This is a genomic window from Desemzia sp. C1 (assembly GCF_020882875.1).
Taxonomy (GTDB): domain Bacteria; phylum Bacillota; class Bacilli; order Lactobacillales; family Carnobacteriaceae; genus Desemzia; species Desemzia incerta.
The window spans coordinates 90,220-108,159 of the sequence record NZ_JAJIZP010000003.1; the positions used below are offsets into that span (position 1 = coordinate 90,220).

The 17,940-nt window shown below is 39.9% G+C and carries 25 protein-coding genes; all 25 read right to left on the reverse strand.

What is annotated here, in order from left to right:
* Position 1: 1 nt before the first annotated feature.
* Positions 2–343: a hypothetical protein gene (locus tag LMF32_RS00800; protein ID WP_230523508.1), complete on the reverse strand. Its 342-nt coding sequence runs from the start codon at positions 341–343 to the stop codon at positions 2–4.
* Positions 340–846 (reverse strand): hypothetical protein, encoded by a 507-nt coding sequence (locus LMF32_RS00805; RefSeq protein WP_230523509.1) that lies wholly within the window; start codon positions 844–846, stop codon positions 340–342. Before LMF32_RS00805 ends, LMF32_RS00800 begins: the two co-directional genes overlap by 4 nt.
* 14 nt (positions 847–860) lie before the next feature.
* Positions 861–1,082, reverse strand: coding sequence for a hypothetical protein (locus LMF32_RS00810; protein WP_230523510.1), 222 nt, complete (start codon positions 1,080–1,082; stop codon positions 861–863).
* A gap of 4 nt (positions 1,083–1,086) precedes the next feature.
* The gene (locus LMF32_RS00815) at positions 1,087–1,398 is read right to left on the reverse strand and encodes a hypothetical protein (RefSeq protein WP_230523511.1); all 312 of its coding nucleotides are present in this window, start codon (positions 1,396–1,398) and stop codon (positions 1,087–1,089) included.
* A gap of 13 nt (positions 1,399–1,411) precedes the next feature.
* A complete protein-coding gene (locus LMF32_RS00820; RefSeq protein ID WP_230523512.1) occupies positions 1,412–2,296 on the reverse strand; it encodes a hypothetical protein in 885 nt (294 codons plus the stop codon).
* The gene (locus LMF32_RS00825) at positions 2,289–3,470 is read right to left on the reverse strand and encodes a baseplate J/gp47 family protein (RefSeq protein ID WP_230523513.1); all 1,182 of its coding nucleotides are present in this window, start codon (positions 3,468–3,470) and stop codon (positions 2,289–2,291) included. Before LMF32_RS00825 ends, LMF32_RS00820 begins: the two co-directional genes overlap by 8 nt.
* Positions 3,463–3,816 carry a hypothetical protein gene (locus LMF32_RS00830; protein WP_230523514.1) on the reverse strand — a complete coding sequence of 118 codons (354 nt, stop codon included), beginning with the start codon at positions 3,814–3,816 and terminating at the stop codon, positions 3,463–3,465. Before LMF32_RS00830 ends, LMF32_RS00825 begins: the two co-directional genes overlap by 8 nt.
* Positions 3,813–4,160: a hypothetical protein gene (locus LMF32_RS00835; RefSeq protein ID WP_230523515.1), complete on the reverse strand. Its 348-nt coding sequence runs from the start codon at positions 4,158–4,160 to the stop codon at positions 3,813–3,815. Before LMF32_RS00835 ends, LMF32_RS00830 begins: the two co-directional genes overlap by 4 nt.
* Complete coding sequence (locus tag LMF32_RS00840; RefSeq protein ID WP_230523516.1) at positions 4,157–4,951, reverse strand: hypothetical protein; 795 nt, start codon at positions 4,949–4,951, stop codon at positions 4,157–4,159. Before LMF32_RS00840 ends, LMF32_RS00835 begins: the two co-directional genes overlap by 4 nt.
* A complete protein-coding gene (locus LMF32_RS00845; protein WP_230523517.1) occupies positions 4,944–5,279 on the reverse strand; it encodes a hypothetical protein in 336 nt (111 codons plus the stop codon). Before LMF32_RS00845 ends, LMF32_RS00840 begins: the two co-directional genes overlap by 8 nt.
* A 13-nt stretch (positions 5,280–5,292) precedes the next feature.
* Positions 5,293–5,847, reverse strand: coding sequence for a phage baseplate protein (locus LMF32_RS00850; RefSeq protein ID WP_230523518.1), 555 nt, complete (start codon positions 5,845–5,847; stop codon positions 5,293–5,295).
* The gene (locus tag LMF32_RS13665; RefSeq protein WP_230523519.1) at positions 5,847–10,655 is read right to left on the reverse strand and encodes a transglycosylase SLT domain-containing protein; all 4,809 of its coding nucleotides are present in this window, start codon (positions 10,653–10,655) and stop codon (positions 5,847–5,849) included. The genes LMF32_RS00850 and LMF32_RS13665 overlap by 1 nt, the downstream gene beginning before the upstream one ends.
* A 173-nt stretch (positions 10,656–10,828) precedes the next feature.
* On the reverse strand, positions 10,829–11,161 hold the full coding sequence (locus LMF32_RS00860) for a hypothetical protein (RefSeq protein WP_230523520.1): 333 nt from the start codon (positions 11,159–11,161) through the stop codon (positions 10,829–10,831).
* A gap of 61 nt (positions 11,162–11,222) precedes the next feature.
* On the reverse strand, positions 11,223–11,621 hold the full coding sequence (locus LMF32_RS00865) for a hypothetical protein (protein WP_230523521.1): 399 nt from the start codon (positions 11,619–11,621) through the stop codon (positions 11,223–11,225).
* 18 nt (positions 11,622–11,639) lie between these two features.
* A complete protein-coding gene (locus LMF32_RS00870) occupies positions 11,640–12,635 on the reverse strand; it encodes a DUF3383 family protein (protein WP_230523522.1) in 996 nt (331 codons plus the stop codon).
* Between the two features lie 17 nt (positions 12,636–12,652).
* Positions 12,653–13,114, reverse strand: coding sequence for a hypothetical protein (locus LMF32_RS00875; RefSeq protein WP_230523523.1), 462 nt, complete (start codon positions 13,112–13,114; stop codon positions 12,653–12,655).
* On the reverse strand, positions 13,098–13,472 hold the full coding sequence (locus LMF32_RS00880) for a hypothetical protein (protein WP_230523524.1): 375 nt from the start codon (positions 13,470–13,472) through the stop codon (positions 13,098–13,100). Before LMF32_RS00880 ends, LMF32_RS00875 begins: the two co-directional genes overlap by 17 nt.
* A gap of 8 nt (positions 13,473–13,480) precedes the next feature.
* Positions 13,481–14,098 (reverse strand): hypothetical protein, encoded by a 618-nt coding sequence (locus LMF32_RS00885; protein WP_230523525.1) that lies wholly within the window; start codon positions 14,096–14,098, stop codon positions 13,481–13,483.
* Positions 14,098–14,442 carry a DUF4054 domain-containing protein gene (locus LMF32_RS00890; protein ID WP_230523526.1) on the reverse strand — a complete coding sequence of 115 codons (345 nt, stop codon included), beginning with the start codon at positions 14,440–14,442 and terminating at the stop codon, positions 14,098–14,100. The genes LMF32_RS00885 and LMF32_RS00890 overlap by 1 nt, the downstream gene beginning before the upstream one ends.
* Positions 14,443–14,454: 12 nt before the next feature.
* Positions 14,455–14,826 (reverse strand): hypothetical protein, encoded by a 372-nt coding sequence (locus tag LMF32_RS00895; RefSeq protein ID WP_230523527.1) that lies wholly within the window; start codon positions 14,824–14,826, stop codon positions 14,455–14,457.
* Positions 14,827–14,848: 22 nt separating this feature from the next.
* On the reverse strand, positions 14,849–15,751 hold the full coding sequence (locus tag LMF32_RS00900; protein WP_230523528.1) for a family 1 encapsulin nanocompartment shell protein: 903 nt from the start codon (positions 15,749–15,751) through the stop codon (positions 14,849–14,851).
* 20 nt (positions 15,752–15,771) lie between these two features.
* Complete coding sequence (locus LMF32_RS00905) at positions 15,772–16,230, reverse strand: hypothetical protein (RefSeq protein ID WP_230523529.1); 459 nt, start codon at positions 16,228–16,230, stop codon at positions 15,772–15,774.
* 2 nt (positions 16,231–16,232) lie between these two features.
* Complete coding sequence (locus LMF32_RS00910; RefSeq protein WP_230523530.1) at positions 16,233–17,348, reverse strand: DUF2213 domain-containing protein; 1,116 nt, start codon at positions 17,346–17,348, stop codon at positions 16,233–16,235.
* 2 nt (positions 17,349–17,350) lie between these two features.
* Positions 17,351–17,557: a hypothetical protein gene (locus tag LMF32_RS00915; protein WP_230523531.1), complete on the reverse strand. Its 207-nt coding sequence runs from the start codon at positions 17,555–17,557 to the stop codon at positions 17,351–17,353.
* 97 nt (positions 17,558–17,654) lie between these two features.
* Entirely contained in the window at positions 17,655–17,930 is a 276-nt protein-coding gene (locus tag LMF32_RS00920) for a hypothetical protein (RefSeq protein WP_230523532.1), read from the reverse strand.
* Positions 17,931–17,940: the final 10 nt, after the last annotated feature.

Consider the following 17,940-nt stretch of genomic DNA (forward strand, 5'->3'; position numbering starts at 1 on the left):
ATTAATCTAACCCCCATAAATTTAACGTACACTTGTTGATATCAAATGGAACGGGAACAACATCGTATTGTGGTTCAGCTTCTCCAATGTCACCGTCTTCGTTTGATTCTTGTTCGGCGTTAACTTGTTTGTACTTGCGTTCAGGTATTTTAATTTGAGCTACGTAACGGCGGCCCAAACCGTTAACTAACATGAAGTTTTCATCCTCACAAATGTCGATGGAAATTTCGTAATCACGTTCATATTTTTCTAAATTCAACATCATTTCGTCATTGAAAAAAATCTTATTTCCGTTTGTGGTATAAGGGATTTTTCTGCCATCTGTTACATTATTGATAATCATTTATAAATACCTCCTGATACTTTATGTTTGATCACAACTGATTTAGCTGATCCTGTATACTTAATTTTAAATCCATTGACTTGTTTATCGTAGATGATAACCTCTTCAACAAACCCTCCGGAGCTGCTAATAACTTCCATTTGGACATCGTAATTTAAGCTTGACCGTACTTTTGCGATCGGCACTGTAGCGCTAGAGTTGTTAAATGGATAAGCTCTGTTATTAGTTAATGTTACTTGCCCTACGGCACCGTTTAAGTCTGATAAACGTCTTTCTGCTTGCAACATGCGCTGCTCAGTCTGTAAAAGCTGAACTTGGTTAGCAAAGACCCCTTTTTCAAGATTATTGAAATTTGTCGCGCTTTGGGCGGTACCACGTTGGACTACTTCACCTTCAGCGCGTTCAAAATCAACAGTGCCGTCAGGATTTTCTGTCACTTTTTTTCGACCAGGGTACTGTACAACGTGATCAAGCCATTTTGTGAATTCATAATATAAACCCATGTGTATGCTCCCTTCTACACGATCATGAAGTTTACAATTTGAACATCCGGAGCATGTTTTAAACGCATGTTCTCATTGTAATTTTCCTGATAGTATTTAATTTTTTCTGGAATATTTTGATAATTTGTAATGATTTCCAGCGCTCCAGTCGGCAACTTTATAGCCACCACTAATACAGAAGCTTTTTCAGGTTCGACCGCGTTCACACGATCATTAAATTCGCTTTTAGCAACCATCTTATTAAACCGCCTTCCCGATGAATTTGAAACTGAATTTGTACAGCACACCTTCTTGATAAGCTTTAACCGAAATATTTTCTGCCTGTCTAAACCAAATTTCTCCGCCTGTGTCGTATAACCGTACTTCTGAGACAGTAACATCTCCTGAAAAAGGCGGATTAATTACTAAAAATATAGAAATAGTGTCACCAGCAGTTTGTTCAATTCGGTCAATACCCGCATCATAGTAAGTCGCTCCAACTTTGTATTTAGCAGATGAAATGATCCGTTTCGTGTACTCGCAATAACTTTTTAAAGCCGCATCCGTAAGCATTTTTATCCCTCCTTTAGAAATCATCTTCGCCGGAAAATTTAAATTCAATGGCGTAAGGCTTCGTGTATATCCCCGGACTAACAATGTTGTCATTAAAGTCCCCGACCTTATTCACGTTCGGCTCCTCACCATTAAGTGGATGATGTATTACAAAAGCTTCCGTTTTTAATCCATTGCTAACAGTTTCACGCACAACTTGACCTAACTTGATTTCATAAGGAGTTTCTCCGGTCAAAGGAATATCGAATAAATAACGGTTAGTGGATTGTTCTATTTCGGTCTTATTATTGTTTATATCAGCTTTTAATATCTCGTAAGGGAATTCTCCGGAAAACGTTCCATCTCCGGAAAATGCCCCGTATTTTATTGTATAAATGGTACGTTTGTGTTGAATTTCCATTGCGCTAGGAGATTCAATGATAATGGATTCGACCCTTACACCTGCAGCTACAGCAGCCCTAACGCTGTCAACAAAAGAACTAATTTTGATGCCGGTGTCATTAAAATAATCAATCGGAACTTTTTCGACTTGGATAGCTAACGGTTCGTTCTCGTAAGCAATTACACTTACATCTTTCGGATCCGCATTAACGGTTTTGCAAATGACGTTAATAATTTCGTCATAGGTTCCATTTGATTGAGCTGTAGCAATTTTGGACTTAATCCTAAAGCGATATAAATAGTCGTCGTCACTGCCTCGGATAACCTCGTAATCATCACCGATTTTATTTAAAGTCGCGCCTTTGGCCAAGTCCATGTCATGCCATTCTTCAATAGTTTGTGCTGTTTCTTTTACTTTCGTCAGCTGCTGCTCTATGAGAACGAAAATTTTCCCGAAATTGCTTTCAGGGAGATTAGAAAAAGCTTCTGGAATCATATTCAACATTTTTTTAAGCATAAGTAACGTTCACCTCTATTGCTGCATCACTAGTTGTCAACACGCTGTTCAGCCCCGGAGAGATATTCCCGGCTGTCAAATCCTCTTTACTGAACCCGGCTAATAGCTCAGTCGTATTTTCTACTCCTGGTATCGAATAAACATTATGGAATAACCTGGTGTAAATCATTTCTTCTGATAAATCCAAGCCTGTATAGTTTGTTCCGTCACTGGAATTTCCGCCGACATAAGAAATGATGTTGTCTTTAATCATGTCAACTCCATCAGCCGGAAACTCTTCCGTAACTGTCACGGAAACTTTGAAATAAACAAGCGTAGAAATAGCTTTGGAAAAGTGAATTTCGTGCGTATTGCCATCTGCAGCTGTAGCTGTGTAAGTTATTTCCCCGCTTGTCCCGACTCCTGCAGCTATAGAGCTATATATAGCTTGGCCGACTTCAGCATCATTTCCCCCGACAACGATAACATTCAGCGATTTAGGAGGCACTCCATCTACTATATCCATCGTATTATTATTTTTGATTTTGACAGACATTACTCCACTCACATTTCTTACTCTTGAATAAATAGCATCTAATATAGCGTTGTTTTGAGCTATATTCCCTTGAATCAATCGTTCACGATAACTAACATCTGATTCTTGATTAGAACCGCCTGCAGCCTCACGTTCATTCGTAACGGTATACAGTTCTTCGACAGGTTCAGAAATAACAATAATCGTATTAGCCAGTACATTATTTTCGGCTCCTCGCTCAACAGAAACGGCTTCTATGGTTCCTTTGCCTGCTTGATCTAAAGTCAATTCATAAATAGTCATGAATCGAATTTCGTCTTCAGTTTCAAAATAACTACCAATTGGAATCGTGTAATAAGGGGCACCCGTAATCGTCAAGAATACAGTCGATTCGCTTGCTGGATTTCTAGTGATCGTTCTATTACGACCGTGTCTATCCAACTGAATTCCTTCGCTATCTTTGATGAAAGAACTATGATAGACATTCTCTACCACTTGCCAAACGATAGCTAAGAACCAAGAAAAAATTCTTAACAAGATTCCTAAAGGTGTGTAAGAAGATAAATTTATATTTTCTCCAAACAACTCTTTGGATTTACTTTCCATTTCAGTTAATAAATCAGTATAAGTCGGAATTTTTAAACCTTTATCATCAAGCATCGACAATCACTTCTCCTTCCACGTCTTGACCGCCAATCAATTTAACGGAAAAGCGAACGGCGGCACTCCGGTCATTCCCAATTTTGATGTCTATGTCATTCACGATTTCAACTCTGTCGTCAATTGATAAGCATGAAATGACATCATCCCTGATTTCATCGTAATTTATTGGCTTACCAAGTAAATTTGTTCTGTCTAACCCAACTAATTCATCTAATCCGAATTCTCCTAACCTTATTGATAATAAGTTCTGCAGCGTTTGCGCAACTTCCTCAACTTCTGACACTAAAGCAAATTCATTGTTTTGAATATCTAAATCTGAACCGTTCATTTTTAGGGTTTTCATTCAATCACTCCAATCACTACAGAATCATTGTCATCGAACAAACGTGTGCTATCAGGATCAATCAATTTGACACCGTTCATGTTGTCGATAGAACGCTGCATTGCTAAGCAAATGACTAAGCTATCTATTTCTATATCTATCCGACAATGTTTGGCTACCGGGATACGATAAATCGGTGTTTGTTTAGATTTTACTCCGCTCTTTAGCTTTCTTAAAAACAACGGTTGAACACTTGCTGTAGATTGATCATCAGATAACCAAATGACTTTTGCCGGGAATCCAGTATTAAGCTCCAACAAGACCCCTTTTTTGAACTCTTTAAAAAACATATCCGTATTACTCATGAGATAATTAAGGCCTCCGTTCTGAAGCTGCTACCATCAAATGAATGTCTTCCAGACTTCACTCGATAAGTTCCGGAAACAAAACGAGAAGATATCGTGATGATGCTGGCTGTAGCAATCCTATATTGAAGAACACACTGGATGTTGTAACCTTTATAATCTTCTGTTTCTACATAACTAGGCGATCCAATTAATCCTGTTTCAGCACTTAATTTAAAACGTTCGTCATCGCCTTTTTTAAGATTCCGAATGTATAATTTCCCTTTTCTGTAGTAAGAGGAAGCGCCGCAATCATCGATTATCGTAGAAAAAGAACTTTCGACGGAACCAGATACTTTATACCCTTTTTCATATTTTTTGTTTGTCGGAAGTTCCAAGTAAGCAATAGTGATTCCGGCCAACGCTGCTAACCGTCTAAGTATCGTCTCGGCTCTTGTACCGTCCGAAAAAGTTATGTTTACTGTTTTTTTACCGAAACTAAAATCAGCTAAATTGATGACCGTCTCTTTGTTGGCCCCTGAAATCTGAGTATGAACCTTCGAAATAGAACCTTCCATCAATAAACCTGACTCTTTTTTCGTTCCTGCGTTAACCGTCATTTTGTGCCCTTTTTTTATACGATTGATGCTATTTTGCGATAAATTATATATCGTTACGGTGGCTTCATTCGGCGTCGGATCATCATCAAACGGTACATCAACATGGATTTCGATTTCTGGATAAGAGTATTTTGCATAATTGGTTCCTCCTTCGATCGTTACATTCAAAACTCGTTCATTAAGGTTAGTCATCCGAATCTCCTCCGTCATCTATATATAAAAAAACGGTAACGCCCAAATTATTGGCCGTTACCTTGGTTTCGTTTTTTGATGTATCTGAAGGTATGATAACAGGTCCGGGGAATCGATCGTCTGTATAGTCTTCAAATAACGGCCTATCAATAATCATCTTTTCCCCCAACACTAAAGCCTCGCTATCAGAATCGAATAAATCAACGGTCAAAAAATCGTACTCCATATTGTTATTGATACCCATTAAATAAACTGTTCCTCCTAAATCTACTTCGAAAACGACAGGAATCTCTCCAGGATTCAATTCAATCAATGTGTTAAAAGCCATTTAATCATTCACCTCACTGATATCTGATTTTTACCCCAATAGGAATAAATCTTGCTGGCCAAGGATTTTCCTTATACCCCATAATTGTTTTTAAATTCTTTTTATACTTCCTGGAGACGCCCCAATAAGTATCGCCTTTTTTTACTTTGTGGTATTTCTTTGTAGATGTACTAGATTTTGCCTTTGTTCCACTATTAGTAGTGGTAGTTTTACGAACAACCCAAGGACTTTTTGGAATTCTAATTTTTTTCAATGAAATAGAAACAGACATTCCATTTTGAATGTTTCCGGCATAACTAGGATTAATAGCAGTGATCAGTACATCGGACGCTATTACACGCCCAACATACTTCACTACTGTCCCTTTTTCCATCTTGCTTTTGAATTTATTTAAGATGTTTTCGGGATTTTTATCGATGATATAACCTGTTATGGTAAAAGTGTCCGCTACTTGGATAACTGTGTCTGAAAGCGGCATACCTTTTTCTACCGGATACTCGGTCACGTTGACGCTGTACGATGCTGAATCGGTTGTGTTGGAGATATAAATATTATCTAATTTAGCCATTAATAAGCCACCTCCGGATCAAATAATCTCCGCATTTTTTCATACACCAGTTCCATTTGTTCAGCCACTTCTTTCTTAACCTTATTTGCCACCTCTTGAGGATCGCCGCTGCCCTCGATATTAATGTTAATCTCCGGTTTAAATTCAAACGTTTTGGCCTTGGATTGTTGTTGTCCTAACAACTTAGAGGTTAAACCATTTGGCAAGACAGTAGCAGGATCTTTAGTAGTGATCAGCTCGGGACCTTCTTCTCCAGCTAAGAATGTTTCTCCTCGACTAGGTTTTCCGCCTTTAGCGTAACCGACATAAGCGCCACCCCTGCTCATCGCCTTGATACCAGGAACATTAAATACATCTCCATAACGCGACTTGATGTAATTGATGGAAGCTAGTATATTATCGATTGGATTCATTATGTTACCGTGGCCAGGAGCTTTGTAAGCGTTGAATGTTGGGCCTATTGTCTGCATTAAGCCTTTGGAAGGTATTCCGTTTTTAGCATTAATATCCCAGTTATTCTGCGCCGTAGGGTTACCACCAGACTCTTTCATCGCAATCGTCGACAAAGGTCCAGCCCAAGAAGCTGGGACACCTGCAATACTGATTGCTTCAGAAACCCAGCTGTTAACTTGTTCAGTGCTTCCGGTTCCTGAAAAGTTAAACAAACCAGCAACCTTTTCAGTCACCCAGTCTTTTGCACCATCTGCGGCTTTTTTAATAAAGCCCGCTCCTGTTAGCTCCATAGTGTTATTTGAATCGAAACTGAAAGGATTGTATTTAGCAACTAACTCTTTTAGTTTTCCCGCTGGATCGCTTACCCAGTCCCATGCGCCTGAAGCTACATCAGCTACTTTCCCGCCAATGTTTTTAGCTCCTTCCCATGCATTAGAAGCGATATTTTTAGTGCTCCCCCACAAGTTCGATGCCACGCTCTTAACTTTGTCTATTCCGTTTGATAACATTCCTCCGAGAGTTGTGTTCCCTCTGTCAAAGCCCGGCAACACCGACCCGGCGCCAAGGCCGCCACTCATCAACTTAACTGAATCTTTGTGATTTAAGATCTGTGTTCCTGATTTAATTTGAGTCACTTCTGGTCCGTTAGCACCTAAAATCATCGCTTGTGACGCTGCTTTATCATAGGCTAACTCAAACCCTTCTTCACCAACTAAAGCAGGTCCACCATAGGCAGCTGACGTACCTGAGTAGTACATCTGAGTAGCTGTTGTAGATCTGGGATTTGACTTAGAATTACCATTTTTGTAGCTTGTATTGTTGTTGTAACCTGCAGGTGTCCATTTAGGTATAGAATAATCTAATCCTAAAGATTCTAATACCCAATTGATACCACTTGTGATACTGTTCCAGACCTTAGCAATATTAGAAACAAAACGATCCCATTTAGTCAAAGTTTCTCCGGTTTCCCAGTCAACTTGTGCTAAATGTCCTTTGGCTTGTTCTTTCGCTTGGTCTACCACGCCTTCGTGCATTTCTTCGGCTGCAGTGATAGATGAATCTCTTTGCGATTCGGCGTTCGCTTTGATTTCCTCAAATTGCGCTTTTGAAATAGTTCCGTGAACGTAATATTCTTCTTCAGCTGCTGCGATTACCTGGTTATATTTGTCATTAGCTGCTGTAATAGCGCCATCTCTTGCATCGACTGAATTCTTCACAATATCTGCAGCTTGCTTTGCTGAAAGTTCTCCAGTGCTATCTGCTAGCCTACCAAGAATGATTTTTTGCTCTTCAGCTGACGCAGATAAAGCCTTAACAGCGTTCTTGTTTTGCTCGTCTTGGATTTGAGTAATCTGCGGTTCGTATTTCTCGTAGATTCCTTTTCTTTCAAAGCCGGCCTGTTCTTCTAAACGGCTAATTTCAGCTAGTTCTTCTTGAGTAAGAACGCGTCCTTTATCTTTCGCTTCTTGCTTAATCGCATTAATTTTATCTTCATAGGTCTTAGTGATGGCCAACTGTTCATCGTATTGTTTTTGTTCGATTTCTTTTAATTGGGCATTCAGTTCATTCGCTTTGTTAACTCTTTTTTTGTTGAGTTGTTCGGCCCAATTTAAAATATTTGAGGCATCTTTGGACCCTAGTACACCTGAGTTCTGAAGTATATCAACATTTTTACCAGACGCCTCTTTTTTGCCGTTTAAGGCATCAACAATAGTTTGGTTCTGTTGATCACGAGCAGACAACACAGCATCTAATTCTTCTTGAGAAATAGTGCCGCCTGTAAATTCTCTCTCTACTCGAGCAGTGTCTAATTCGTTTTGACCTTCAAGCCATTTAGTTACTTTTTTAGCCGATTCTTTAGAAACGCCCTCATTCACTAAGTCGGAATCAGTCGTTCCTTCTAAGGGATCTTCAAACAATTCTTTAAGTTCAGCTAGGCCTTTTTTAGCAGAATCGACCGTGTTTTCGATAAAACGAATCGGCATCCCAGTGATTGGGTGTCTTTCAGCGAAAGTAGAAAGTTTGTCTCCCCAATCTTTCCAATGTTCTTGAACATACTCGCCCATGTTCTTGCCGAGCGCACTACCTGCAAATGTACCGATAGCACCACCGATAACAGTCCCGATACCTGGTGCTATGACAGATCCAAGAGCAGCGCCTAAACCGCCACCAGCGAGCATTCCGCTAGTTTCTCCTACTTTTTCGCCAGCATTATCTTGATTCATTCCGATCAAGTTACTGCCAGCAAGCAGGAGACTCAATCCAGGGACTGATTTAGCTGCTGTTTTTCCTAAAACCCCAACGTTTTTAGCCCCGTTCAATAGTTTAGCGCCTTTAGTTGCCCCGCCAAAGAACATTTGAGCACCTTGCGTGGCTTTCGCTCCTTGGGTAGCCCCAGTTAACCATCCGCCTGTATTCTTAGCTCCCGTAAGCATTTTCGAGCCAAATCCAGCAACTTTAGATCCAACCCCTTTAATAAATGAACCGCCAGTAGCTGTAGTCGCAACTGGAGCTGCGCCTACAGGAGAGTTAGGGACGTTTTTGGCACCTGGTATACTTAATTTAGAAAGCCATTTATTCGCATTCTGACTTGAAGGCATAATCTTATCGATTGCACCAACAAGTGAGTCAACTAATCCAATGACTCCTGAAATAGGTTTTTTGACTGTATTGAACAGCAATAGCCCACCTACAGCTATAGCGGCTCCTTTAGCAATCAATTTCATCTGTTCAGGATTCTTGGCTGAATAATCTTGAACCCATTCAAAAGCTGGTTTAGCGTAATCTTCAATTGCAGTACCAACGGCTTCAAAAGCCCAAATGCCAGCCTCCATAAAGCCGGGTCCCATCGATGAAGCTAGTTCTGATACTGTCGGGATAAAAGTATCCAGCATGAAGTCTTTCGTTGTTTCCATTGCTTTTAATGCCGGTCTCATGACGGGTTCAAACTTAGCAGAAGCATCTTTCAAAGCCTCTGGAACATCATCGATGCGTTCTTCAAGCCATTTAAGCCCATCGCCTACTTTTTCACTGTAAGGAGCTAGAGCTTTCTCCCAAGCAGGCAAAGCGCCATTCAGCCTAGAAATCATTTTAGATCCAAATTGAATTACTGGTGTAAATAACGGTAGTAACGACTGGCCGGCATTAGCGGCAAACTCTTTAGTCGTTTCCCAGAACACGCGCGTACTGTTGGCTGCTTGATCGGATGTACGTGCAAAGTCGCCTTGGGCATTCTTCGTCATTTCCATCACGTATGCATAGCGCAATTGGACCAGTTCGGCTTGACTCATTTCCTTAACTGATTTTTCCATACCTCTATTTAAAGCGAATTGCTCTAAGTTGGTTTGAGTCATTATGATACCAAGAGTTTTAAGCGATTCTGTCTCGCCTGTAAACACTCCATTTAGAGCAGCATAAGTATTTTCGATATCGATATTTTTGAAAGATGATAAGTCTCCGGCTAATCCAACCATTGACATGGACATCTTTGCCGCCTCTTTATCCGATAGCCCCATCGATGTGGACATATCTCCAAATGTTGCTGCCAAATCTAAAGCCGTACCTTGGGCTAACCCATAGTTTTCAATGGTATTTTTAGACCAATCCTTAATAACGTCTGATTGAGAATCGAATGCTACTTCTGTCTTACTAAATGACTCATTCAAATCAGATGCAGCATTAAATGAGTAGCCTGTACCGGCAACGGCCAAAGCACCAGCAACCAAAGCGGTTTTTCCTAACGTAGCAGCCAACGTTTTAGCTGCAGAAGCTACTCTAGTGCTCAATGTATCTACTTTAGATATGACCCCAGAAGTAGCTGATTCGGCTTTTTTCATACTGGTTTTAAAACTAGAGGCAAATCCAGAAACTTTCCCTTTTGCGGAGTCTGTTTTATTTCCTATGTCCCCCACTGAATTAGAAACGTCTTTTGATGCTCGGTTTGCTTTATTCAATGAGTTCTGAGAACTATTTCCAAGTTGAATAAAATCCGTTTTTGCCGATTCAGTTTTTTTGCCAACTTTTTCCATGGATTGATTTAAGTCTTGAGCTTCGTCATCAGTTTTACCCAACGAGTCCGTTGATTTTTTACCTAAATCAACAAAACTGTCTTTTGCAGAATCAGCTGATTTTTTGACGTTGTCTGTACTTTTTGAAGTGTCTAGCATGACAACGTTGTGTTTTTTTAGAGAGGCTGCAGATTTATCGATGGAAGCTTCTGTTTTGCCGAAAGCTTGTTCAGCATTCTGGCCAACTCGACTAATTAAGTCATCAGTTTCCTTATTTGCTTTGACCAAGCTATCATTATTAATTTTCCAATCGATTGTGATGACCGACTTACGTAATGAATCACTCACCTTACAGACCTCCTCTCATCAATTTTATTTTTTCTATGGCCATAAAGTAAAAAAGCGACAGCTCATGAGCCGTCGCTAATTCGACTTCTTCACGAGTCGCTATGCCTGCTATAACAGGCAGGATATGCATGTAATTATCGTCGATTTCTTTCTGTAGTTCATATTCATTCGGACTACTTAAGCATTCGACCAAGAAAGTTATCGGCTATTGCCATCAACTCACGATAGCCCTCATGCTCATCCCAATAGTCCCAATCAACTTTTGGTTCTACAATTACACTTTCCATGATTTGTGAATTATATGCTTCATCGTTAAAGATTCCGCCGATTTGTTTAGAACTATCTAGGATTCTTTGTGCAGCTCGTACTCCAGGAAATTGAAGAGTGTACTCAATGCCAGCTACTTCTTTCTTTTCTTGAACCCCAAACTTTTTCATAGGTGTTTTTTCAGCTGCAGGAATAGCGTTTTTTACTTCTAATTCTTTCAATTCTTTACTTGTTGCCATTGATCATTCTCCTTTGTAGTTGGAATTAAAATAAAAGCGAACTAAAAAGTCCGCTCATCAATTATTTAACGTTATGTGTATAATCCATTACTTTAATCGTAAATGAACGCGCTCCAATAGATTTCCCGAAGTTTGTGTCAGGTGTTTTAGTGACGATCCCTTGAGTCCCGCCAATTTTTTCAGTTCCATTGACTACGTATACAGGAAATACTTTCTGTTTAAGAGCTAAGTCCATCATTTTAGGATAGCAAGGCGATACTTGAGAAAGTTGTACTGTGATAGTGCCCAATTTGTCGTTATTCTTGGCCAAGGAAGAAAACCCTTGTGCATCTGATACGATTTCGACGTTATCGTTGTCTTTCGAAGTAGTGACCATGTCTCCATCGGCAAACCCGAAAGCTGCCCATCCGTCGATCGTTACAGTAACGCTTTTAGCATCATAAGTAGCTGTATTGTTCATGTGTATTATCCTCCTCTATTAGACTTCGACTGTGCCGGTTACTGCCACAGAGTGGATAGCACCAGAACGTCGGTATGTGAATGAAAGACCTTTGTAGTTTCTTGCAGCAATATCTGCAGGATCTAAATCAGCTCTTTGTAATGCGACAACAGCAAAATCAGGTTCTCCAGATTCGTCGACCATGTCAACAATGCCGTTGATGAATGCTTGTTGTAAAACAGTCGTCAATTCAGCATCTAGCAGCGCGATACCGTTTGCGTCAAAAGATAATTTGTCTGTGTTGGCCAATAACGATTGGACACGAGATTCAATCGTTGCTTTTACCCAGTGTTCTCCATGGATCGCATCAATAAACTCTCCGCCTACAGTTTTCCCTTCAGAAGTTTGAGAAACACCTGCTTTTGAAACGTACGCAATTCCTCCTGCGGCGTGAATAGCATCTAGCTCTGTTCTGTTAATGTTGTCTGGAGTAATGCCTGCCAGATTTTGACGGAACTTCCAAGTGATTGAACCTACAGTAGCGTTAGCTGCGTCGCCGACTAAAGCTGCATCTAAAGCCTCAGCTGGTTTAGAATGAACCAAACCAATTGTTAATGAGTTGTTTTCATACGGTAATAACTCTTCAGCCATTTCTACTTGTAAGACTACGAATTTGTAATTTTGTTCTTCTACAAAGTTAGACAACGCTAATGCATCAGTCTCGTTATACTCTGCTAATAAAGCAAAGTGCCAATCTTCGTAAAATGCGTTATCTGCAGCTGCAGCTACAGCGCCTTCTGCGTATGTGACCACAAGAACTTTTGCTGGTTTATTGAGTTGTGCGAAGATTGTCTTAGCTTTGTTGTAGACGCCTGTCCCAACTGCGTAATCCGCTGCCAATCCTTCTAAATCAGAATAAGATTTCATTCCAGCTGTTGTACCTTTTACAAAGATAGCTGGATTACCTAAACCAACAACGGATGCAGGCGTTTGTACAGTGATCTTAACAGTTACGTCACTAATTGGTTGTGCCATGTGAATACCTCCATTTTTTAATAATCTATTTGTACTGCGTTTATTTCTTCTACTTCTTCACCTTTATATTGATCAGTAACTCTAAACCGCACATCAAAACCTGCCATTCTTTCATAATCGACAGATACAAAATTATCGCGGCTTCCTGAGTTGGTGACTTTCACAACAACAACGCCCTCTTTTGCTAATACCAATCGAGTATTGTCTGATCTGAACCATTTATTGATGCTTCCGGATGTATTTAATGCATCCAAAGTACTTCTGGTGTGAAGCGTGAAACTTACAACCATCTCAAACGTTTCGTTATCTACGATGTCTTGTGTTGTAGCAATATATGGGCTTGTGATGGTGTATGTGATAAAAGGAAAATCCAGCTGTTCGCCTATTGAATTAGATTCAATAAGTGATAGCTGGAAGTTAACCTTCAATAACATCGCTATTTTGTCGATGAACTTACGATAATTAAAGCTCTGGTTCAAATTTATCTACCCCTTTGCAACCGTATTGCGTTACATTCGAATAATCAGTGAACGGAGTAGCGTCTTCAACGGTATAAAATTTGCCATTATGTTCCACAACCGTTTTTAATTCAACTACCAACGAACTAAACCAAGTCATGTCATACATTTCTTTCACTCCAGATTGATCATACTCTAACATGATAGGTACTCGACTATTCAAACTAGACGGAATGAAAGGTTCGTTGACTGCTGTAAAGGGCGTATTTTTAACACTACCCTCAACCCACTCTGTACCTTCGTAATGACCTTTTAAATTGTCTTTCGAGTAAACCTTAAGAGGTACGCCAAAAACAGTTAACAGGCTAGCAAAATCCATTTTTTCCATTACCTTTTCACGACCTTCCATGTAACGGACTGAAGCATACGTCCGGTGTTGATCAAAGGGTTGTTTTTAGAGGGATTACGCTGCAAAGTCATTTCTGATTTGCCAGGCGTTTTAATATCCCTAATCTTGTTTTGGACATCCTTTGTGATCAACGCCCCTAACTGCTCCCAAACGTTTTTAGCAGTAATCTTACCTAAAATGATGTCATCTAACCGATTTTGAAAGAATTCGAACCAATTATCTTCCTTTTCGTCAAAAGTGGAGCGAATAAAGGATCGTTCAGGAATATTTACCTCTTTAACTAGCCAAAACATGACAATAAAACCATCTTTGTTTTTACCGCGTTTTCGCTTGTCTTCTACTGCCAAGGCGTTGACGCCTTTTGGTCTGAATAAGTTAGGTATATCTCTGGCCCTTCTGTTTCCTGCTTCTTTTGTGGGAATCGTTAGGTATTTTCCTTTCGGTTTGATTGTCATCCCGAATTCGTGGACGTTTGCAATCATGGCGATAAATGAGTCATCTGATCCGAATATTCCGATTTCGAGTGAGTATCTATTTAAGTCTTTAAAGACCTCTAAGATGCGATCTTGTTCAGAATAATCATTCGTCACTTTCATTAAATCACCACCAAGCTAATTCCTTTTTTCGCTTTGTTTTTAGCAAATTCTTTTTCTAATTCCTGATACTTTTGGCCGTAAACCGTTGAAGCTAAACCTTCGGATAATGTGTTTTTGTCGCTGTATTCGCGCTTTAAGGTTCCGACAGCTTCAGCTACGACATGTTTATTTGACATAGTAGCCAGATGAGCAGCTAGATAACGATTGGCCATCTCTTCGTACTCTTCAGGAAATGATTTGCTTTTAACAGACAGATAAGCGTCATCAATGTACATTTCTAACGAAACGTCATTCATAGCAGCTAGATCAGCAAATACTTTCAACTTTTGGACGGTAGTTTTCATATAGAAAACCTCCTATCTCTCTGTGTCGACAATGTCGTCCTCATTAGGATCAAGAATTGATGCGATTTGGGTTTCAATAGCTTTTAAAACTGAAGTACGAGTGTTTTTAGACTCTTCCTCTTCGTCATGGAATTGATTCAATAAATTGACATCAAATGTGTCAGCAATCAATGCTAATGCATCGTTAGCTTTGATGTCTTTAATGGCCGCATCAGGTTTTTCTGCGTCATAGAAGAGTTCTTTATTTACAAGAGCTTTATCTAATGGGTTAGTTCCGATAGCTTCTTTAAAAGCTTCAGCTTCCTCTGACTCTAAGTTGTTTGTTCCAGGAATTAATCTGACCCCTACGTGACGAATGTATTCCCCTTTATTCTGTACTAACATGTTTCATTCCTCCTGTTTTTTATTAGATTCCGTCTACACGGACAATTCCATAAGGTGCGCGAATGACCATTCCGCCACAGCGCTCTTCGTTAGGGATAGTCCAGTTTGGATATTTCCATTCCGCTTCTAAACGAGTAACGTCCATAGGGATTAATAACTCTGCAGTAGTACGGCTTGTTTCAATGATCAACATTGATGCTGTTTTGCCAGTTCCGGCCGCTTTTAAATCAGCTACACGAACGATATCAGTAAACCAGCCATGAGCCCGAATCACTTCTTTGATTGTCCGAGTATCAAAATCTGAATAACGTTTATCAAGCATTTCGTACTGTTCCGGAGGTAAAGCTAAAGCTAGTCCTGCAGCACCATAACCAGGCAATACAGTTACTTTTGAACGTGCTACGCGGATTTCTTCCTCGATTTGTGCAGGCGTCTTATCTTTCCACTTTGTTGAGTTTCCTGTCCCGATTGCTGCAGCATTAACTACTTGAATTCCGGTTACGTTTGATAAACCTTTGATGTTGTACTTGTTGTCTCCGGAAAAGGCCAATGAATTTTCTTTTTCTGCAATAGCACGACGAACTGTTTCTGCCTTTGTAGCATCAACAGATTGATTTAACATTTTTGCTTGTCTTAATTCTTGAACACTGTAACGGAACCCTGCTGCAATAGTATAAATTTGAACGAATTCGCGTTTCATGTCCAAATCTACTAACGGTAAATCATCTGCTCCGTTTGCGATGATTTTTGCTACACCTGTACGCGTAAGTACGTTATAGCCGTATGTTTCAGCACCTGGATCAACATCTGATTTAACGTTGAACAATGATCGTGCTACTAACTCTTCTTTAGGCGCTTCGTAAAGAATGCGGTCAATAGCTTCTAGGTCGCGCGCTTCTAATGTTGCTGTGATATTTCCTGCCATGTTCTATTTTCCCCCTTTAATTACGGTAAGCTGATTTGAAGCATTGCAAGTCCGTCTGCCATAGCAGTAGACATGAACGTCCCAACAACTTCCGTTTTAGTTTCTAATGCTGTATTTGCTGGTAAAAAGTTCCCTGTAGCCGTGTTAACCACTGCCTTTTGATTAGAAAGGACATCTTCGTCTACTTGGACCCAAATAGTTCCTTTTCTAATAACCGGGACAGCGTCACCTTTGACGTAAACCCCGACTTTATCTCCAACTGTAATTTCCTTGACATAGTTACGTGCCAATACCACTCCGAAAAAGTCTTTTCCAGTGGTCATCACTTGAGATACATCATCTTCAGCGTATACCGCTTTACCGAAAGTGATTTCTTCAGCACCGCAAGCTGTGGTGTTTGCTTCAACCGATTGATAATTTGCGATTTTCCCCAATGCCGCTGGTGCATTCATGTATTCTTGTCCAATAGGAATAGGCATGATTATTTATCTCCTTTCTTAGAGCTGTTTTTTAAATTCAAGCGCTCTTTTTTCAAGTTCTCGATTTCTTCTTTTGCCGTTTTAGTATCTTTAGCATCGACAAAAACTGCCCCAGCAGTATAACCTTTTGATTCGACTACTGTAGTCAAAGAATCATAGAAAGCATTAACATAATCTTCAGACTTGCCAGTTAAATCGATAGAATCATTCAAAGTTTTGATAGCTGCCTCTTTGATTTGACGATCTGACTTCCCTTTGAAATCGAAAGAGTCACCTACCAACGATTTAGCTTTATTCATCAATTCGATACGATCGTTAACAGCGGTGTCGAATGCATCACCAGTTAATTCTTTCGCTTTTGATGCTTCTAACTCTTGTTCTTTTGCTGTTAATTGAGTCTGCAACGCATCTCTTTCTCCTGTGATCGTGTCAACGTTGCTTGATTTAGCTTTCTCAGCAGTTAATTGCGCTTCAAGTGTGTCAATGCGCGCTTTAACAACGGAGTCTACTTCAAATTCTTTACTGTCAATAAGTAATTTAGTCATTGCTCGTGTTCCTCCTTTTTGGTTGTCTATATCATCGTGATCAATCATGAATGCTTGAGAATCGCCTCGAATAGATACTTCACTGCCAGCTCTCCCTTTATCCACGACGGCTAAGTGGTTAATCTCCATATTTCTTTGGACGCTATCATAAGTCATCCCGTTATACTCGCCTTGTTCTTGACTCACATCGGCCATAAATCCAATAGAAAGCTCTCTTTTCCCGTTCCTCACCTTGCTGATCAAATCTGAATCAGTGATAGTGAATGAGATACAAAGCTTGTCATCATCAATTGATGCATCGGTATGAGTCATTCCTTTGGCATATTTGTTGTGATTCGAAACAGTCACTAGTTCTGTTGGATGATCATCAGTAACAGGTTTAGCGTTTGCAGACCGAATTGTTTTTTCGCTAAAAAGCTCTTCAGGCAGTTTTGCTTCCATCTCGACGCCACCATCAGAACGCAAGTACGGGAATACCCCAGGACGAGTAATAGGAGCTTTAACTGTCAAATACCCTTCAGATGTTTCTGAAAAGTCTTTGATATAAGCTTTGTCAAATCGCTGTACTTTCATCCTTAATCACCGTCCCGGGTCAATTTGATCTCGTCACCAGCTTTGAATTCACGTTTTTGATCATTTAAAATAAGTAAATTCCCTACGGTCATGCCATTTTTAGTAGCGATTTCATGCAGTTGGTCGCCTTTTTTAAACACGTGAGTTCGCGCTTTAATCGATTGGTTAACTTCTTTTGGTTTTGATGCATTTGCTTTTCCGTCGTTCATCGTCATCACCTCGCTTTTCTGTCTCACTCATAAGTGTCTTTTGTAATACAAAAAAAAGAGCCCCGGCATTAGCCAGAGCTCTACAGTCATTATTAAATTAATAGACGAATCCTTCTTCATAGGGTATTTCTCCGATATCTCCCTCAACTTTCAATTTAGGAGCATCATCAAAAAAAATATGTTGCAGATTATTGTGAATATTCATCATTGAGCCAGGTTCAGGATAAAAAGTTCCACCAATAGGAACGACTTCATCTTTTAAGACGTAGTCATACACTTCGCTTTCTTCGCCGTCAATCATCACTTTGCCGTCTTCAACAACAACGTGTAAATACTCTCCTCTACGTTTACCCGTAGCGGTTATTTTAGCCATAAACCCTCAC

Excerpts from the sequence above, each read along its gene's own strand:
- LMF32_RS00800 (WP_230523508.1), bottom strand. The coding sequence starts at position 343 with ATGATTATCAATAATGTAACAGATGGCAGAAAAATCCCTTATACCACA.
- LMF32_RS00805 (WP_230523509.1), bottom strand. The coding sequence starts at position 846 with ATGGGTTTATATTATGAATTCACAAAATGGCTTGATCACGTTGTACAG.
- LMF32_RS00810 (WP_230523510.1), bottom strand. The coding sequence starts at position 1,082 with ATGGTTGCTAAAAGCGAATTTAATGATCGTGTGAACGCGGTCGAACCT.
- LMF32_RS00815 (WP_230523511.1), bottom strand. The coding sequence starts at position 1,398 with ATGCTTACGGATGCGGCTTTAAAAAGTTATTGCGAGTACACGAAACGG.
- LMF32_RS00820 (WP_230523512.1), bottom strand. The coding sequence starts at position 2,296 with ATGCTTAAAAAAATGTTGAATATGATTCCAGAAGCTTTTTCTAATCTC.
- LMF32_RS00825 (WP_230523513.1), bottom strand. The coding sequence starts at position 3,470 with ATGCTTGATGATAAAGGTTTAAAAATTCCGACTTATACTGATTTATTA.
- LMF32_RS00830 (WP_230523514.1), bottom strand. The coding sequence starts at position 3,816 with ATGAAAACCCTAAAAATGAACGGTTCAGATTTAGATATTCAAAACAAT.
- LMF32_RS00835 (WP_230523515.1), bottom strand. The coding sequence starts at position 4,160 with ATGAGTAATACGGATATGTTTTTTAAAGAGTTCAAAAAAGGGGTCTTG.
- LMF32_RS00840 (WP_230523516.1), bottom strand. The coding sequence starts at position 4,951 with ATGACTAACCTTAATGAACGAGTTTTGAATGTAACGATCGAAGGAGGA.
- LMF32_RS00845 (WP_230523517.1), bottom strand. The coding sequence starts at position 5,279 with ATGGCTTTTAACACATTGATTGAATTGAATCCTGGAGAGATTCCTGTC.
- LMF32_RS00850 (WP_230523518.1), bottom strand. The coding sequence starts at position 5,847 with ATGGCTAAATTAGATAATATTTATATCTCCAACACAACCGATTCAGCA.
- LMF32_RS00860 (WP_230523520.1), bottom strand. The coding sequence starts at position 11,161 with ATGGCAACAAGTAAAGAATTGAAAGAATTAGAAGTAAAAAACGCTATT.
- LMF32_RS00865 (WP_230523521.1), bottom strand. The coding sequence starts at position 11,621 with ATGAACAATACAGCTACTTATGATGCTAAAAGCGTTACTGTAACGATC.
- LMF32_RS00870 (WP_230523522.1), bottom strand. The coding sequence starts at position 12,635 with ATGGCACAACCAATTAGTGACGTAACTGTTAAGATCACTGTACAAACG.
- LMF32_RS00880 (WP_230523524.1), bottom strand. The coding sequence starts at position 13,472 with ATGGATTTTGCTAGCCTGTTAACTGTTTTTGGCGTACCTCTTAAGGTT.
- LMF32_RS00885 (WP_230523525.1), bottom strand. The coding sequence starts at position 14,098 with ATGAAAGTGACGAATGATTATTCTGAACAAGATCGCATCTTAGAGGTC.
- LMF32_RS00890 (WP_230523526.1), bottom strand. The coding sequence starts at position 14,442 with ATGAAAACTACCGTCCAAAAGTTGAAAGTATTTGCTGATCTAGCTGCT.
- LMF32_RS00895 (WP_230523527.1), bottom strand. The coding sequence starts at position 14,826 with ATGTTAGTACAGAATAAAGGGGAATACATTCGTCACGTAGGGGTCAGA.
- LMF32_RS00900 (WP_230523528.1), bottom strand. The coding sequence starts at position 15,751 with ATGGCAGGAAATATCACAGCAACATTAGAAGCGCGCGACCTAGAAGCT.
- LMF32_RS00905 (WP_230523529.1), bottom strand. The coding sequence starts at position 16,230 with ATGCCTATTCCTATTGGACAAGAATACATGAATGCACCAGCGGCATTG.
- LMF32_RS00910 (WP_230523530.1), bottom strand. The coding sequence starts at position 17,348 with ATGAAAGTACAGCGATTTGACAAAGCTTATATCAAAGACTTTTCAGAA.
- LMF32_RS00915 (WP_230523531.1), bottom strand. The coding sequence starts at position 17,557 with ATGAACGACGGAAAAGCAAATGCATCAAAACCAAAAGAAGTTAACCAA.
- LMF32_RS00920 (WP_230523532.1), bottom strand. The coding sequence starts at position 17,930 with ATGGCTAAAATAACCGCTACGGGTAAACGTAGAGGAGAGTATTTACAC.